The sequence below is a fragment of the Streptomyces sp. NPDC111802 genome (genome assembly GCF_055634335.1).
The window spans coordinates 223,752-238,935 of record NZ_JBVKCZ010000007.1 but is presented as its reverse complement, the minus strand read 5'-3'; the positions used below and the strand labels follow the sequence as shown (position 1 = coordinate 238,935).

Sequence of the window (15,184 nt, the reverse complement as noted above, 5' to 3'; positions counted from 1 at the left end):
AGATGTGACAAACCGGGCGCCGGTGGGTACGACATTGGTCAGCAAGGCTGCGGCTACGACGGCGACGCACGACCCGGAACGTGACGCGGAACGGGAATCTTTACCGCCGACCGGACGTTGACCGGATGACGACGACAGCGACATCAGTCCTGTGGGCGACAAGCCCGGGAGGCACGATTCATGAGTGAGCGAGCTCTTCGCGGCACGCGCCTCGTGGTGACCAGCTACGAGACGGACCGCGGCATCGACCTGGCCCCGCGCCAGGCCGTGGAGTACGCATGCGAGAAGGGGCACCGCTTCGAGATGCCCTTCTCGGTGGAGGCGGAGATCCCGCCGGAGTGGGAGTGCAAGGTCTGCGGAGCCCAGGCACTCCTTGTGGATGGCGACGGCCCCGAGGAGAAGAAGGCCAAGCCCGCGCGTACACATTGGGACATGCTGATGGAGCGGCGCACCCGTGAGGAACTCGAAGAGGTCCTCGAGGAGCGTCTCGCCGTTCTGCGCTCCGGGGCGATGAACATCGCGGTTCACCCCCGGGACAGCCGCAAGACGGCCTAGTCCCTGCGCGGCTTGGACGTTCCACCAGGCAACGCGTACAACCGCGGGCGCCGTACGTGGTCATCACGTACGGCGCCCGCGGTTTTCGTGTGCTCGGATCGAGATCGGCACCGGGAAGTTCTCAGCACCGGGACCTGCTCGGCACCGGCGCCGGGACCGCTCAGCCGGTCAGCGGCGGCTTGGGCCCCTTCGGGTCGTCCCGGGGCTCGTCCCTGATGACCTCACCCTGCACGACCTTGCCGTCGGGGCGGTGAATGCGGGCCTGCTGGAAGGCGTCGCCGAACGAACCGGGGCTCGCCTCACGCAGCCGCTTGTCGAAGGACCGCTCCGCATAGCCGCTCAGGGCCTTCTGCACCGGCGGGATCAGCAGGAGCAGGCCCAGCGCGTCGGAGATCAGGCCCGGCAGCATGATCAGCAGGCCGCCCAGCATCATCAGGCCGTTGCCACCACCGCTCGCCGGGGTGCCGCCGCGTTGCAGCGCCTCGTTCAACGCCTGGAACGCGCGTCGGCCCGCCCGCTTGATGACCACCGAGCCCAGGACCAGACCGGCGACCAGCAGCAGGAACACTACGAGGCCGCTCGTCGCGCCCGCGACCACGGTCAGCAGCCAGATCTCCAGCACCAGCCACGCGGCGATGCCCAGCGGCAGGAAGGTGCGCAGCCGGGAGCGCCGGGGCGGGGCCGGATAGGTGGGGGTCGGTGCGCCAGTCGTCATGCGTCCAGTGTGCCTGGACGCGGCTCAGAGCGGGATAAGTGCGGCCGTGGGCCTACGCCTGTGAGGGCGGCTGCGACGACGATGACGGCTTGGCGCGGCCCAGCAGCTTGCCCACCCGCTCCTGCGCTCCCCATGTGGTGACCCGCCACAGCGCCTCGACCAGGATGTCGCGGCTCATCTTGGAGTCCCCGAGTTCGCGCTCGACGAAGGTGATCGGCACCTCGACGACGTGGTAGCCGGCCTTGACCGCGCGGCGGGCGAGGTCGACCTGGAAGCAGTAGCCCTGGGAGGCCACGTCGGCGAGGCCGAGGCCTTCGAGGGTCTCGCGGCGGAAGGCGCGGTAGCCACCCGTGATGTCGCGCAGGGGGAGGTCCAGGGCGAGCCGGGAGTAGAGGCTGCCGCCGCGGGAGATGAACTCGCGGGACTTGGGCCAGTTCACCACCCGGCCGCCGGGCACCCAGCGGGAGCCGAGGACCAGGTCCGCGCCCTTGAGGGCGGTCAGCAGACGGGGCAGCTCCTCGGGCTGGTGGGAGCCGTCGGCGTCCATCTCGATCAGGACGCCGTAGTCGTGCTCGATGCCCCAGCGGAAGCCCGCGAGGTAGGCGGCGCCCAGGCCCTCCTTGCCCTTCCGGTGCAGGACCTGCACATGGTCGTCCTCGGCGGCCAGTTCGTCCGCGAGCTTGCCGGTGCCGTCGGGGCTGTTGTCGTCGGCCACCAGCACGTGCGCCTCGGGGACCGCCTTGCGGACCCGGCCGACGATGCTCTTGATGTTCTCCGCCTCGTTGTAGGTCGGAATGATCACCAACGCCGTGCCGAGCGGCCCGAACCGCCTCCCGCGGTCCTGTGCCCCGAGGGTCCCGTCGCCGTCGTTCACTGCTGCCCCTTCACTTCCGTACGCAGACGTCCACCATAGTGGGCGCTGCCTGCGCTGACGTGACAGCACGTTCGTATGGCGGTGTCGAATCCACAAGAGCGGGGTAAGTGTGGGTTTTGCGTGACTGCGACGGGGCGCCACTGCTGCGGATGGGGGCCCGGCGCCCTTCGGGCCGACCTGGGACCCGCTGGCTGCGGGTCGACCGAAAGCCGTTGTCTACTGAGCGCCCGGGCCCCACCCGGGTCACACCTCCCCGACCGGCCGGAAAGTTCCGTCGTCGCCGCGCGAGCGCTGAGCCTGGCTCCCAGTGGCGGTGCCCCGGTGCGGCACACCGTCCCTGACCCAGCGGCGTTGCGACGGGTTCCCGGAAGTTTCTCGGTTGTCCGGTCGGGCGTCCGGTGGTGGACTCGGCCGAACCTACCGGCCTCCGGCCTCCGCCTGTCAACAGCCGTTTGACCTGCGACTTTTCGCCCCTTTTGCTGGTCAACGCAGAGGATACGCAGGTCGCGCGACGGGGCGGCGCGAAGTAATCGGGTTCGCGCCACCCCGGGAGATCACTCGCCCGGCCGTACGAAGACCGTTCGTCCGCCCACCACCGTGCGCAGGCAGACCGGGAGGTCGCGGCCCGGGGTCAGGTCGGGCAGGCCAGGGGTGCCCGAGCGGGGGTCGGTGGACCAGCGTGCGACCCGGTCGTCGGGGGCCTGGACGACCAGTTCGTCGGTGCGCCACACGGCGTAGTCGGCGGGCGCGCCCGGCACCAGGACACCCGCGTCGTCGCGTCCGACGGCCCGCCAGCCGCCGCGCGTGTGCGCCGTGAACGCGGCGCGCACCGAGACCCGGTGCTCGGGCGTGTGGTGGAAGGCCGCCGCACGGACCGTGCCCCAGGGGTCCAGGGGCGTGACGGGGCTGTCGGAGCCGAAGGCGAGCGGGACGCCGGCGCGCAGCAGGGCCGCGAAGGGGTTGAGGGAACGGGCGCGTTCGACGCCGAGGCGCTTGGCGTACATGCCGTCCTCACCGCCCCACAGCGCGTCGAACATGGGTTGCACGGAGGCCGTCAGGCCCAGCTCGGCGAAGGCCGCGACGGTGTCCGGCGTGAGCATCTCGGCGTGCTCGACGCGGTGCCGGGCGGCGCGGACACGGGCGAGGCCGATCTTGTCGGCGGCGGCGCGTACGCCCTCCACCACGGCGGTCACGGCGGCGTCGCCGATCGCGTGGAAGCCCGACTGGAGGCCTGCCTCGGTACAGGCGGTGACATGGGCGGCGACGGCGGCCGTGTCCAGGTAGGCGGTGCCGGTGTGGGCGGCGTCGGCGTACGGCTGGTGCAGACAGGCGGTGTGCGAGCCGAGGGCGCCGTCGACGAAGAGGTCACCGGCCGCGCCGACCGCGCCCAGCTCACGCGCCTTGGCGACGCCTTCGTCGCCCTGCTGCGCCCAGTAACCGACGACCCTGGGCCCCGCCTCGTCGGCGGCGAGCCGGAGGAGGCCGACGAAGTCGTCCTCGGAGGAGATCTCCGGCCCGCCGCACTCGTGGACGGTGCCGATACCGAGGGCGCCGGCGCGGGCGAGGGCGGCACGCTGGGCCTCGATGCGCTGGGCCGGGGTGATGGAGGCCAGCGCGGTGGCGCGTACGGCGTGGTGGGCGTCGGCGACGAGCGGGGCGTCGTCCGCGCCGAGGGCGCCGGGCGTCATGTCCAGCAGGGCCGTGGTGACGACGGCCGAGTGGACGTCGATGCGGGAGAGGTAGAGAGGGCGGCCGCCGGTGGCCGCGTCGAGTTCGGCGCGCGTCGGCGGGCGGCCACCGGGCCAGCGGGAGGCGTCCCAGCCGTGGCCGAGGAGGACGCGGTCGTTCGGCCGGGCGGCGGCGAAGTCCCGCACCAGAGCGAGTGCCGCCTCCAGGGAAGGGGCGCCGGACAGATCGAGGCCGGTCAGGGCGAGGCCCGTGGCGGTGGTGTGCACATGGGAGTCGGTGAACGCGGGGGTGACCAGGGCACCGTCCAGATCGACGACCTCGTCCACACCGTCCGCGAAGGCGTCGGCGGCGCCTTCGGACCCGACCCAGGCGACCTGGCCGCGCTCCACGACCATCGCGGTGGCGAAGGGGTCGGCGGGGCTGTGGACTTCTCCTCGGCGGAGGAGGACGGTCTGCGGCTGGGCGGTGGTGTCACTCATGGGAGACAGTTTCGCGCCTCGCCGTCGCCGCACCGGAACCAGGGGCCGACTTGACGCGCCTCTAAGGGCCGCGGGCAACTGCGCGACCGCCCACCGATCACCAGCCGCCGATCACCGGCGGCCGGGAGCGACGAACAGCTCCACGGCGAAGATCCGCAGTCGTCAGATCCGCGGCGGTCGTGCCTCGTACGGCGTGGACAGCACGACGGTCGTCCGCGTGGACACCCCCGCCAGCGCCCGCACCCGCCCCAGCAGTTCCTCCAGTTCGTGCGGTGTCGCCACCCGGACCTTGAGGATGTAGTTCTCGTCGCCCGCCACACTGTGGCAGGCCTCGATCTCGGGCACATCGGCAAGCCGGTCCGCGATGTCGTCCGGCGCACTGGGATCGAACGGTTTCACCGAGATGAACGCGGTCATGGGCAGCCCCACCGCCTCGGAGTCCACGACCGCGGCATAGCCACGGATGACGCCACGCTGCTCCAGCCGCCGCACCCGCTGGTGCACGGCCGACGTGGACAGGCCGGTGGCCTTGCCCAGATCGGTGTAACTCATCCGCCCGTCCTTGACGAGCAGCTGCACGATTTGCCGGTCCAGCTCCTCCATGGCGCAAGAACCTACAGTGCGGTTGATCTCCTCGGATACCTGAGCGGCCCAGGTCATGCCCGGTTTGTGAGGTGGCTGTCGGCCGGCTGTGCGCCGCCCGGGGGACAAAACCGGCCGCCCTGGGCACCTGCGAGCGGCATGTGACGAAGGCCACAGGCCTCGAACAGCCTCCGTGATGCCCCCGTGATTAACGCCGAGAGCAGGCGGGAAGTGCTTGCTGTGGTCGAGGCCGCAGTGCCTTCACGGCCCAGCCCGAGGGGGAGAACCCATGCAGAGTCTTAAGCGCCCTGGTCGTACCACGCCCAAGCGGCCGCAGCCGGTCGTCGAGCCCGCTCCGGAGGGCGTCGAACCCGACGCCCTGGAGGAGGACGACGAACTCGACGCGTACGACACCTACGAGATGTACCGGGTGATCTGCCCGGACTGCGCGCAGCCCATCGCCCTGCTGGCGGACGAGGAGGTCCTGCCGGAGCACGCGCTGTGCGCCTCGCCGTGGAACCCGTTCGGCCTCACGGTCTGTGCCGGTACAGGCCGCAGGGCCACCGAGGCCCGCTCGGCGGACGAGTCCCTGGAGCCCCAGGAGCAGGACACCGCCCTCCTGTTGACGCTCCCTCAGGGGCTGGACTGGCGGACACAGCCCTTCTCGCACGTCGGCGGCCCGGGCTCGCGCCCCATGCGCGTGCCGGAGATGCGCCGCCAGGCTGCCTGAACCGGCTCGCTCAATCCCAGTAGCTGCCCTGCACCATGGCTCGCAGGCTGCCGTGGTGCAGGATCAGTGTGTCCGGGTCCGCCGGGACGGCGACTTCGCCGAAGTAGGCCTGGCGGTAGGCGATCCGCAGCATGACGACGCCGTGCCGCAGGGCGGCGTACAGCGTGTAGAAGTCCATGTCGCGCGGGGTGTGGCCGGTGAGGTCGGCATAGCGGGCCTCGACCCGGTCGCGGCGCAGGAAGTCCGGCAGTCCGCGCTGCCCGAAGGCGACCGTCAGGTCGTGGAAGAAGCGGTGCAGATAGACGGTCCAGCCGAGGTCGACCTCGCGCGGGGCGAGCGCCGCCATCTCCCAGTCCAGGACGGCCGTGGGTTCGAAACCGTCGTAGACGATGTTTCCGATGCGCGCGTCGCCCCAGTTGAGCACGGGTGTGCCCGGATCGCGGGGCCAGAGTTCCTCCAGACGGTCGAAGGCGTCCTCGATCAGCGGTGAGCGGGCGAGTCCGTCAACCACCCATTCGTAGTACGCGCGTTGGGCCGTGACATGCCGCCGCAGTGCGTCACCCTCGCCCGGAAGCGCCAGGAACTCGGCTTCCTTCAAGGGCACTTGGTCGTGCAGCCGCGCCAACAGCCCCACCGTCGCCGCCTCCAGCCGCTCGCGCTCCTCGTCGCTCGCCGTGTGCAGCCAGTTGCCCTCATAGGTGTACGGCATGACGTCCGGCGGCACCCGCCCTTCGACCCGCTCCATGACGAAGAAGGGCGCCCCGAGCGGGCCCGGGTCCTCCTCCAGCCACAGCACCTTCGGCACGGGCAGGTCGGACCGCTCGGCGACCAGCCGCATCGTCCGGTACTGGCGCGGCATGTCGTACACCGGGAAGACGGTGTACGCCGCCGGGTCCGCCGCGAGCCGCAACGCGCAGGCGCGCGCGGGCGGTTGGGGATGCTCGATGTCGAAGAGCAGGGTCTCGCTGGACAGACCGTTGGACTCGGGGAGGGTGACGCCGACCGCTCGGGCGCCGGGCAGCCGGGTGCCGAGCCAGGCGGTGAGGCGGCGGGTGAGCTCCTCGGGGTCACGGGTCGTGGTGCGCGGGCGGGGTGCCGTGGCTGCCATGACGTGAACCCCCTAGGGTGCGACCGACTTGAAGTCCGCGAAGCCGCTCGGGTCGTGCCGCCCGAACGTGCCGTGCTCGAAGATCCCGTGGCCGATCCGGCCGTCGAGGCGGAAGCGCGCCGCGTGGTCGGTGACGCCGTACGCGGCCAAGGGGTGGGCCGCGGTGAGGTCGTAGGTGCGCCGGTCGGTCCAGCCGCTGCCGCGCCAGGTGCCGTGCTGCCAGTCGTCGGCGGGCGGGTAGCCGGCGCCGATGGCGAGCGGGGAGGAGGTGAGGATCTCCACTTCCAGCTCCTGCGGCTTGCGCAGGTCGCCGAGGTGGATGAGGGCGTGTTCGGGGTGGCGGGTGCCGGAGCGGTAGGTGATCTCGGCCTGGGGCCAGCCCAGTTGGCGGTCGCGGTGGCCGGGGCGGACCAGCGTCGCCTCGTTCAGCGAGCGATGGCCGTCCGCGTCCTCCTGGACGATCACCATCAGGAAGCGGTCCTCGAAGCGGACCGGGCACCAGATCCAGTGGAAGCCCTCGGTCGGGTGCTCCTCGGCCAGCCGTCCGCCCTCCTCCCCCGGTATGGGCCGCACACCCCAGCTGCGGTCCCGGGTGCCGGTCCACTCGGCGGCGGTGACCCGGAACTCCTCTCCGGCGGCCCGGATCACCCCCGTCACGCTTCCCGCCTGCACGAAACGGCGCCCTTCGAGGGTGAGCCGGTCACCGCGGCGCTGGACGTGATGGGGTTCCCACAGGGCCGGGAAGTCGGCGGTCCAGGAGAGGTCGTACGACAGCGAGTCGTCGTCGCACACGAGCCGCAGTCGGCGCAGCGGCTCGTCGACCTCGATCCGCAGCGGCCCGACGGCGAGCCGCATCCGGTCCTCGCCGAGCGCGTCCGAGGCCCGCACGGCGTACAGGGTGTCCCCCACCCTGAGGGTCGCGTAGGCGTCGATCACCTCGAGGTTCGGGTACACCCCGAGCCCGAGGATCAGCAGGGCCCGTCCCCGGTGGTCGAGGACGTGGAAGATGCAGCGGTCGTAGGCGTTGCGGTCGCTGGTCGCGACGTGCTTCATGGACAGGGGCACCTGGTGCACCGGGTACTCGTCGAGCGGTACCGGGCGGTCGTCGTCGGCCACGGCAAGCCTCCCTGGACGCGGGCTGGGCTGACGGTACGTCAGACAGCCTCGGGTGACCAGAGAGGGAACCGGACGCGGCTGAACTCACGCCCGATTCCGACCGGCGGTGACTTGTCCCCCCACCTCCGCGTTGCCCTGGTATGCCCCACACCTACTACGGGACCGGGCCCCAGCGCCGAGTCTTCGTCCCCCGGCCCGCAGGATCGCTTCAGCCGTCGGCACCGCCGCAGCCGCAGGATCCGCCGATCTACCGCGATCTGATGCGGATGTGGGCCGACCGGGGCCGCACCCTGCCCGGGCGCCACGACCCGGAGTGGATCCGGCTCGCGGCGCCGCAGGTCAAGCACGGTCAGTTCAGCGTCCCTCGGGACCAGCTAGGTGACGGGCGATGACCATCCGCTGGATCTGGTTCGTGCCCTCGACGATCTGCAGGACCTTGGCCTCGCGCATATAGCGCTCGGCCGGGAAGTCCGCGGTGTAGCCGTATCCACCGAGGATCTGGACGGCGTCGGTGGTGACCTTCATCGCCGTGTCGGTGCAGTGCAGTTTCGCCATCGCCGCCTGCTTGGCGAACGGCCGGCCCACGTCGCGCAGCCGTGCCGCCGCGAGGTACAGCGCGCGGCCCGCCTCGATCTGGGTCGCCATGTCGGCGAGCATGAAGCGCAGGCCCTGGAAGTCGGCGATCGGCTTGCCGAACTGCCGGCGCTCGGTCGCATACGACACCGCCTCGTCCAGCGCGGCCTGCGCCACGCCGATCGCGCAGGCCGCGATGCCGAGCCGGCCGGAGTCGAGGGCGGACAGGGCGATCGCGAAGCCCTGGCCTTCGTCGCCGATGCGCCGGTCGTCGGAGACCCGGACGCCGTCGAAGTGGACCTGGGCCGTGGGCGACCCCTTCATGCCCATCTTCTTCTCGGGCGCCGCCGCGCTGACGCCGGCCGCGTCACCGGGCACCAGGAAGGCGCTGATCCCGCGTGGACCGTCCTCGCCGGTGCGGGCCATGACGGTGTAGAAGTCGGCGATGCCGCCGTGGGTGATCCAGGCCTTGGTGCCGGTGATCACCCAGTCGCCGCCGTCCCGTACGGCCTTGGTGCGCAGCGATGCCGCGTCCGAGCCCGACGCCGGCTCGGAGAGGCAGTACGCGCCGAGCAGCCCGCCGCCGAGCATCGCGGGCAGGTGCTCGACCTGCTGCTGCTTGGTGCCGTAGGCGGCGAGGGCGTAGGAGGCGAGGGTGTGCACGCTGACGCCGAGGCCGACGGTGAGGCGCGCCGCGGCGAGCTCCTCCAGGACCTGCAGATAGACCTCGTACGGCTGGTCGCCGCCGCCGTACTCGGAGTCGTACGGCAGACCGAGCAGTCCGGACTCGGAGAGCAGGGTGAAGACCTCGCGCGGGAAGCGTCCGGCGTCCTCCTCCTCGGCCGCCTTCGGGGCGATCTCGCGCTGCGCGATGTCGCGGACGAGCGAGAGCAGATCCCGGGCCTCGTCCGTGGGCAGTTGACGGTCCACCGGCTGCGGGGCGCGGTCGGGCATGGCGACGATCCTCCCTGTCGGGCACGTCGGCGGACGTACGCCTTGGGTGGGGCGGCTCCGCCGGGTCTCACTGGTGCCGGGCCGATGCTCGCACTCCCGGGTCTCGGAAGCTGCTGACCAGCGGCTGTGCGCTGTGAGTATGCCCGATCGGAGGCATCGAGTCACCGGTTAACGACCGCTCACTCAAAGAAGTATCCAGCAAGTTATCGACGGTGTCGAAATTGGTCCGAACCATTGACGTACTGGTCTAGTCCTCCTACGGTGACGGATCAACGCATCAGCGCGTTCATGCCAATCGGAGCATGCTCCCCTCTCCCCCACGAGGAGACACCCGATGCACCTCTCGCACCGCCCCCGCCTCCGGCCGCGGGCTCTCGTGTCCGCCCTGTGCGCGGCCGTCCTCGGCGCCGGACTGCTCGCCGGCGCGGGCACCGCCACCGCCGAACCCGCCTCCTCGCCGAAACTGGCCGCCGGCTCCAAGGTCGTCGGCTACTTCACGGAATGGGGCACCTACGACCGCAAGTACTACGTCAAGAACATCGAGACCTCGGGCTCGGCGAACAAGCTCACCCACATCAACTACGCCTTCGGCAATGTCACCGGCGGCAAGTGCGCGATCGGCGACTCCTACGCCGCGACCGAACGCACCTACACCGCCGCCGAGTCGGTGGACGGCGTCGCCGACACCTGGGACCAGCCGCTGCGCGGCACCTTCAACCAGCTGCGCGAGCTGAAGAAGAAGCACCCGGGCCTGAAGGTCCTCTGGTCCTTCGGCGGGTGGACCTGGTCGAGCGGCTTCGGCGAGGCCGCGCGCAACCCGGCCGCGTTCGCCCAGTCCTGCTACGACCTGGTCGAGAACTCCAAGTGGGCCGATGTCTTCGACGGCATCGACATCGACTGGGAGTACCCCAACGCCTGCGGCGCCACCTGTGACACCAGCGGCCGTGAGGCCTTCAAGAACCTGATGTCGGCGGTGCGCGCCAAGTTCGGCTCCGGCAACCTGGTCACCGCGGCGATCACGGCCGACGCGACCAGCGGCGGCAAGATCGACGCGGCGAACTACGCGGGCGCGGCACAGTACGTCGACTGGTACAACCCGATGACGTACGACTTCTTCGGCGCCTGGGACGCGACCGGCCCGACGGCTCCGCACTCGGCGCTGAACTCCTACGCCGGCATTCCGAAGGCGGACTTCCACACCTCGGCGACCATCGCCAAGCTCAAGGGTCTCGGTGTCCCGTCGTCCAAGCTGCTGCTCGGCATCGGCTTCTACGGCCGCGGCTGGACCGGCGTCACCCAGTCGGCACCGGGCGGCACGGCGACCGGGGCGGCTGCCGGCACCTACGAGGCAGGCATCGAGGACTACAAGGTGCTCAAGTCCAAGTGCCCGGCGACCGGCACGGTGGGCGGCACCGCGTACGCCAAGTGCGGGAGCAACTGGTGGAGTTACGACACCCCCGCGACCATCGCGACCAAGATGACGTACAAGAACCAGCAGGGGCTGGGCGGAACGTTCTTCTGGGAGCTGAGCGGGGACACGGCGAACGGTGAGCTGATCAAGGCCATCAACTAGCCGGTCCCACGGGGGGCTTGGGGCGGAGGGCCACGAGACCTCCGCCCCATGCGCGCGCCGTCGGGTCAGTCGTCCCGGCGGGCCGGCTCCGGGGCCCGGTAGGCGGGGTCGAGTTCCTCGATGGAGCGCATGGTGCCGCCGAGCATCTTCACCAGCAGTTCGCGCATGGTGTCCCTGGGCAGCTCGGGGCGGTCTATCCAGTCCAAGGTGGCGCCCTCGACGCTGCACACCCAGGCGAGCAGGCCCATCCGGGCCAGCGGGGCGATGTCTGTACGGCCGTACGCGCCCTCGGCGATGGTCGCGACGATGGCCTCGCGCACGCCGTCCCGGATGGCGTGCACCTCGGTGTCGAAGCCGACGCCACCGCTGACGATGGTGCGGTAGGAGGCCTGGTTGTGCTCGGCGTAGCGCAGATAGCTGTCGATGGTGCGGTGGACCCGGTCCACCGGCTTGAGTTCGAGGCCGCTCGCCGCGTAGGCGACCAGGTCGACGACGGAGTCCTGGATGATCGCCAGGTAGTAGCCGCGCTTGGACTGGAAGTAGTAGTAGATGAGCCCCTTGGCGACATGGGCCTGCCGGGCGATGTCGTCCATGGAGAGGGCGTCGTACGACGTGTCCGCGAACAACTTACGGCCGATGGCGATGAGTTCGGCACGGCGCGCTACGGAACGCTCGGTGCCGCGGGCCCGGGGACGGGCCGCGTCGCGCTGTTGACTGATATTCAATTTCGACCCTGTTGTTCAACGGGCGGCGGGACATCCGCAGTATGGCAGACCTTCACCTACTGCTCGTTCGAGTGTGATCGACTCTGATGCGTCCGCTCACCATCGGGTCGGTAAATGTCCGATCAAAGCGCCCCGTGTGTGTCAGCTCACAGCAGACCGAGCTGGGTCACCAGCATCGCTACGACCACAACAAGGGTCCAGCCCATGATGTGCTCGACGATCTTCGGGCCGTCTTCCCTGGGGCCGCCGGTGCGGACACGGGCGGCCGCGGTGGAGTGCGTGGTCATATGCCCACCTTGCCACCGGGAAGGGCTTTTGCGGCAGAGACGTTCCTCACGTCATCCGGCTCAGCGCACTCCCACCGCCGCGAGCGCGGCCCGCTGGTGCGGGGTCGGACGCGCCGGGAAGTAGAGGTAGCAGACGCCGCCGGTGCCGGAGACGACCTTGCCCTGGGCGTTGTACCGCTTGGTCCGCAGCCAGATGTTCTCCCACTCGCGCCGCTTGTAGACGCGCCGCACCGCCTCGTTGCTCGGTGAGTTCGGGTCGTTGGCGATCACGTCGCCGTCAGCGGTGAACCCTATGACCGTCATCAGATGACCGGCGGTGCCGTACCCGGCCCCGGTCAGCTCCGCCGCCAGGAAGGACTGGGACGTTATGGCCGGGATACCGGCCGCGATCAGCGTCTCCAGGTCGGTGAGCGAGCCGAGCCGGGTGACCACGCCCTGGAGGTCGTCGAAGGTGGCCGCGTAGGCGGCGTTGAACGGCCAGTTCCCGCAGCCGTCGTACTGGTAGTCGAAGGTGAACCGGGCCGCGTGGCAGATCTGCGGGTCGGCGAACGAGGGGTCGACCCAGGCCAGCTGTTCCGGGGTGAGGCGGCCGCCCCAGTACTCGACGATCATCTGCGAGGAGGTGGGGCTGCACCAGGCCTCGCCGCCGTTGTCGTACTCCGGGTACTGGCCGACGTGGATCTCCTGCGAGTAGCGCGGAACGGCCAGCTCCTGGGCGAGGCCTGGGGTGGAGGCCGGGACGGTGAAGCGGTCGGGGACGTCGGAGCCCATGGCGCCGACCCGCCAGACCTTGGGGGTGCTGTTCGTGCCGGGCGCGCGGTAGAGGGTCAGCCGCAGGCGGTACGAGGCCAGGCGCAGCCCGGTCGCCGGGTCGTCGATGGCCAACGTGTCCGTCCAGACGCTGCTCCTGCCGTCGCTCTGGTCGTCGACCGACGTCCGCCGGATGTCCTGGTCGCCGGCCGCCCAGCGGCCCATCACGTACCAGGGGGTCTCGGTGCCGTCGGAGTAGTTCCCGGCGAGTTCGATCTGGAGCCAGGTGCCGGCGGGGGTGTGGGCGTTCCAGGAGGCGATCGCCTCGGTCGCGGGGACGCTGAGCCGGTGGACGGGGGAGGTCCAGGTCGCGTACTCCCAGCGGGCGGTGCGGCCGGTGTGGGGGTCCGTGTAGTCGGTGGTGCCGACGGGTGTGGCGATCACGATTCCTGGGCGGGCGCCCGCGACGGCGCCGGTGCCGTCGGCGGTGCCGCAGCACCAGTCGGCGTATGTGGTCCAGGCGCGGTTGTCGACGGTCCGGGCCGGGGCGTCGGCGGGGGCGGCGGCCTCGCCGGTGGTGTCGGCGGCGGCCGGCCCCGCGCCGCCGGCGACGGCAGCGGCGACCGCGGCGGCGAGGACGGTTCTGCGAGACGGCTGTTCGGCTCTGCTCATGGGCGGAAGACCCCCAGGTGTCCGAGTCGGGCGGATCCTGTGCATGGCTGTCCGCCAACTATGAACGCAGGTGGCACCGTCTGCCAGCACTTCGGCCCCTGGCGCGCCCACGAATATTGGTGTCGACCACTGACATGTCCGGGGGGTGGCCGCCGGCCCAACCGCAGTACGAACGGGGCGAGATGAGCGAGCCGGGGTCCCGGTGCCCACCGCCGCGACGGGCGCACCGGGACCGATGACGACGCGTCAGACCAGGTCCATCGCCGCCACCTCGTCCGGACGGCCGTAGCTGACCGGGCCGTGGAAGCGGCGGCGGGCGGTGGTGAACCACCACACCGTGGCCACGGCCAGGACCACGGCCAGGGCGACCGGCGCGTAATTGAACGAGTCGGCGGTGACCGGCGAGGCCTGCGGCAGCATGAACAGGACGCTGCTGAGCAGGATCCAGCTCACCGCGACGATCCCGACCGGCCTGCCCCAGCGGCCCAGATGCCAGGGGCCCGGCTGGAACTCGTCACCGAGCCGCAGCCGCAGCAGGATCGGGACGGCGTAGGCGAGGAAGAGCCCCACGACATTGACGCTGACGATGGCCGTGAACGCCGTGTGCGACCACCAGCCGGGCACCACGAGCGTCAGCGAGCAGCCGACCGCCAGCCAGACCGCCTTGACGGGCGTGCGGGTGCGCGGCGAGACCGAGTGCCACCAGCGCGAACCGGGCATCGCGCCGTCCCGGGAGAAGGCGAAGATCTGCCGGGTGTTGCTGGTGAGATTGGCGAGGCCGCAGAAGAGCATCGCGCCGATCACGATCAGCAGCAGCGCCTTCGCGCCGCCCACGCCGAGCCCGTCGATCAGGATCTGCACGGGCGGGGCGTCGGCGCCCGCCACACGGTCGTAGTCACGAATGCTGTAGACCAGTGCCAGCATCAGCAGCAGCCCGGCGATTGCCGAGTAACCGATCGCCCTGGTGATCCCCTTCGGCGCGTTGACCGTCGCGCGGACCGTTTCCTCGGACATGTGGAAGCTGCCGTCGAAGCCGGTGAAGGTCCAGCTGGTCACCAGCAGACCGAGCATCCCGCCGTAAAGGGCACTCGTGAAACCGGTGTTGTTCGCGAAATGCGTGACGTACGAAGCCGGCTGGTGATGATCGGGAATCACGATCAGGGCGCTCACGATGATCACGAGTCCCCCGAGCAGCCACCACACCGAGATCCGGTTCAGTACGGCGACCAGCTGCACGGTGTAGGTGTTGGCGAGCCCCTGCATCACGATGATCAGCGCCGCGATCAGCACCGTGCGGTGGCCGGTCGGCTGGTACGAGGGCCACTGCAGGGCGATGAAGGCCTGCACGAAGGTGGCGGCGGCGTACCCGGTGGCGGCCGTGCCACCGACCTGGCCCACGAAGTTCAGCCAGCCGGTGTACCAGGACCAGGCGCCCTTGTGCCGTTTGGCGAGTTTCCCGGCGGAGAAATACAGCGCGCCGCTCGTCGGATAGGCCGAGGCGACTTCCGCCATCGCTGCTCCCACGAAGAGCACCATGACGGATACACCGATCCAGCCGAAGACGAGAATGCTCGGGCCGCCGGCGTTCAGACCGAATCCGAAGCCCGAGAAGATACCCGAGATGATGTTGATGATGGTGAACGAGATGGCGAAATTGTCGAACGCCTGAAAGCGCCGCGTGAGTTTTCTCGGATAACCCATCGCATGCAGCGTCGCGTCGTCGTCCAGTGCGTTCGGATCCGCTCCCCCGCGTGCTCGGGCACGCGGCGCGGATATCCGGTGTGACACGGGCCGGACCTTTC

At 70.5% G+C, this 15,184-nt stretch carries 14 protein-coding genes; 3 read left to right on the top strand and 11 right to left on the bottom strand.

The features are described 5' to 3' along the window. Window positions 1-180: 180 nt before the first annotated feature. Entirely contained in the window at window positions 181-555 is a 375-nt protein-coding gene (locus ACZ7NC_RS10265; RefSeq protein ID WP_403460538.1) for an RNA polymerase-binding protein RbpA, read from the top strand. A 160-nt stretch (window positions 556-715) separates the two neighbouring features. Here the strand turns inward: ACZ7NC_RS10265 and fxsA are convergent, their stop codons facing one another. The 4 genes from fxsA to ACZ7NC_RS10245 all read right to left on the bottom strand — a co-directional run bounded on the left by fxsA (window position 716) and on the right by ACZ7NC_RS10245 (window position 4,915). Further along, window positions 716-1,270: an FxsA family membrane protein gene (gene fxsA, locus ACZ7NC_RS10260; protein WP_471486639.1), complete on the bottom strand. Its 555-nt coding sequence runs from the start codon at window positions 1,268-1,270 to the stop codon at window positions 716-718. 52 nt (window positions 1,271-1,322) lie between these two features. Beyond that, window positions 1,323-2,144, bottom strand: a complete 822-nt coding sequence (locus ACZ7NC_RS10255; protein WP_471486637.1) for a polyprenol monophosphomannose synthase — start codon at window positions 2,142-2,144, stop codon at window positions 1,323-1,325. A gap of 554 nt (window positions 2,145-2,698) precedes the next feature. Beyond that, window positions 2,699-4,312: an amidohydrolase gene (locus tag ACZ7NC_RS10250; protein ID WP_471486636.1), complete on the bottom strand. Its 1,614-nt coding sequence runs from the start codon at window positions 4,310-4,312 to the stop codon at window positions 2,699-2,701. Window positions 4,313-4,474: 162 nt separating this feature from the next. Further along, window positions 4,475-4,915 (bottom strand): Lrp/AsnC family transcriptional regulator, encoded by a 441-nt coding sequence (locus tag ACZ7NC_RS10245; protein WP_471486725.1) that lies wholly within the window; start codon window positions 4,913-4,915, stop codon window positions 4,475-4,477. Window positions 4,916-5,183: 268 nt separating this feature from the next. Here ACZ7NC_RS10245 and ACZ7NC_RS10240 point away from each other — a divergent pair, with 268 nt between their 5' ends. After that, window positions 5,184-5,624: a hypothetical protein gene (locus tag ACZ7NC_RS10240; RefSeq protein WP_471486634.1), complete on the top strand. Its 441-nt coding sequence runs from the start codon at window positions 5,184-5,186 to the stop codon at window positions 5,622-5,624. Between the two features lie 10 nt (window positions 5,625-5,634). Here the strand turns inward: ACZ7NC_RS10240 and ACZ7NC_RS10235 are convergent, their stop codons facing one another. From ACZ7NC_RS10235 to ACZ7NC_RS10225, 3 genes are all read right to left on the bottom strand, one after another. After that, complete coding sequence (locus ACZ7NC_RS10235; RefSeq protein ID WP_471486632.1) at window positions 5,635-6,732, bottom strand: phosphotransferase family protein; 1,098 nt, start codon at window positions 6,730-6,732, stop codon at window positions 5,635-5,637. A gap of 12 nt (window positions 6,733-6,744) precedes the next feature. Then, window positions 6,745-7,848: an Rv3169 family protein gene (locus tag ACZ7NC_RS10230; RefSeq protein WP_471486631.1), complete on the bottom strand. Its 1,104-nt coding sequence runs from the start codon at window positions 7,846-7,848 to the stop codon at window positions 6,745-6,747. 354 nt (window positions 7,849-8,202) lie between these two features. Continuing rightward, window positions 8,203-9,375 carry an acyl-CoA dehydrogenase family protein gene (locus ACZ7NC_RS10225; protein WP_471486629.1) on the bottom strand — a complete coding sequence of 391 codons (1,173 nt, stop codon included), beginning with the start codon at window positions 9,373-9,375 and terminating at the stop codon, window positions 8,203-8,205. Between the two features lie 334 nt (window positions 9,376-9,709). On the opposite strand from ACZ7NC_RS10225, the gene ACZ7NC_RS10220 reads away from it, so the two are divergent. Further along, window positions 9,710-10,948 (top strand): glycoside hydrolase family 18 protein, encoded by a 1,239-nt coding sequence (locus tag ACZ7NC_RS10220; RefSeq protein WP_471486628.1) that lies wholly within the window; start codon window positions 9,710-9,712, stop codon window positions 10,946-10,948. Window positions 10,949-11,013: 65 nt separating this feature from the next. Here ACZ7NC_RS10220 and ACZ7NC_RS10215 read toward each other — a convergent pair whose 3' ends face one another. The 4 genes from ACZ7NC_RS10215 to ACZ7NC_RS10200 form a co-directional block, all read right to left on the bottom strand. Next, window positions 11,014-11,673, bottom strand: coding sequence for a TetR/AcrR family transcriptional regulator (locus ACZ7NC_RS10215; protein ID WP_471486626.1), 660 nt, complete (start codon window positions 11,671-11,673; stop codon window positions 11,014-11,016). A gap of 146 nt (window positions 11,674-11,819) precedes the next feature. Next, a complete protein-coding gene (locus tag ACZ7NC_RS10210; RefSeq protein WP_471486624.1) occupies window positions 11,820-11,960 on the bottom strand; it encodes an SCO1431 family membrane protein in 141 nt (46 codons plus the stop codon). A 60-nt stretch (window positions 11,961-12,020) separates the two neighbouring features. Next, window positions 12,021-13,382, bottom strand: coding sequence for a peptidase C39 family protein (locus ACZ7NC_RS10205; protein WP_471486622.1), 1,362 nt, complete (start codon window positions 13,380-13,382; stop codon window positions 12,021-12,023). Window positions 13,383-13,628: 246 nt separating this feature from the next. After that, window positions 13,629-15,170 (bottom strand): amino acid permease, encoded by a 1,542-nt coding sequence (locus tag ACZ7NC_RS10200; protein ID WP_471486621.1) that lies wholly within the window; start codon window positions 15,168-15,170, stop codon window positions 13,629-13,631. Window positions 15,171-15,184: the final 14 nt, after the last annotated feature.

Coding starts and splice junctions, on each gene's coding strand:
- ACZ7NC_RS10265 (WP_403460538.1), top strand. CDS start 181: ATGAGTGAGCGAGCTCTTCGCGGCACGCGCCTCGTGGTGACCAGCTAC.
- ACZ7NC_RS10245 (WP_471486725.1), bottom strand. CDS start 4,915: ATGGAGGAGCTGGACCGGCAAATCGTGCAGCTGCTCGTCAAGGACGGG.
- ACZ7NC_RS10205 (WP_471486622.1), bottom strand. CDS start 13,382: ATGAGCAGAGCCGAACAGCCGTCTCGCAGAACCGTCCTCGCCGCCGCG.
- ACZ7NC_RS10225 (WP_471486629.1), bottom strand. CDS start 9,375: ATGCCCGACCGCGCCCCGCAGCCGGTGGACCGTCAACTGCCCACGGAC.
- ACZ7NC_RS10235 (WP_471486632.1), bottom strand. CDS start 6,732: ATGGCAGCCACGGCACCCCGCCCGCGCACCACGACCCGTGACCCCGAG.
- ACZ7NC_RS10240 (WP_471486634.1), top strand. CDS start 5,184: ATGCAGAGTCTTAAGCGCCCTGGTCGTACCACGCCCAAGCGGCCGCAG.
- ACZ7NC_RS10250 (WP_471486636.1), bottom strand. CDS start 4,312: ATGAGTGACACCACCGCCCAGCCGCAGACCGTCCTCCTCCGCCGAGGA.
- fxsA (WP_471486639.1), bottom strand. CDS start 1,270: ATGACGACTGGCGCACCGACCCCCACCTATCCGGCCCCGCCCCGGCGC.
- ACZ7NC_RS10210 (WP_471486624.1), bottom strand. CDS start 11,960: ATGACCACGCACTCCACCGCGGCCGCCCGTGTCCGCACCGGCGGCCCC.
- ACZ7NC_RS10220 (WP_471486628.1), top strand. CDS start 9,710: ATGCACCTCTCGCACCGCCCCCGCCTCCGGCCGCGGGCTCTCGTGTCC.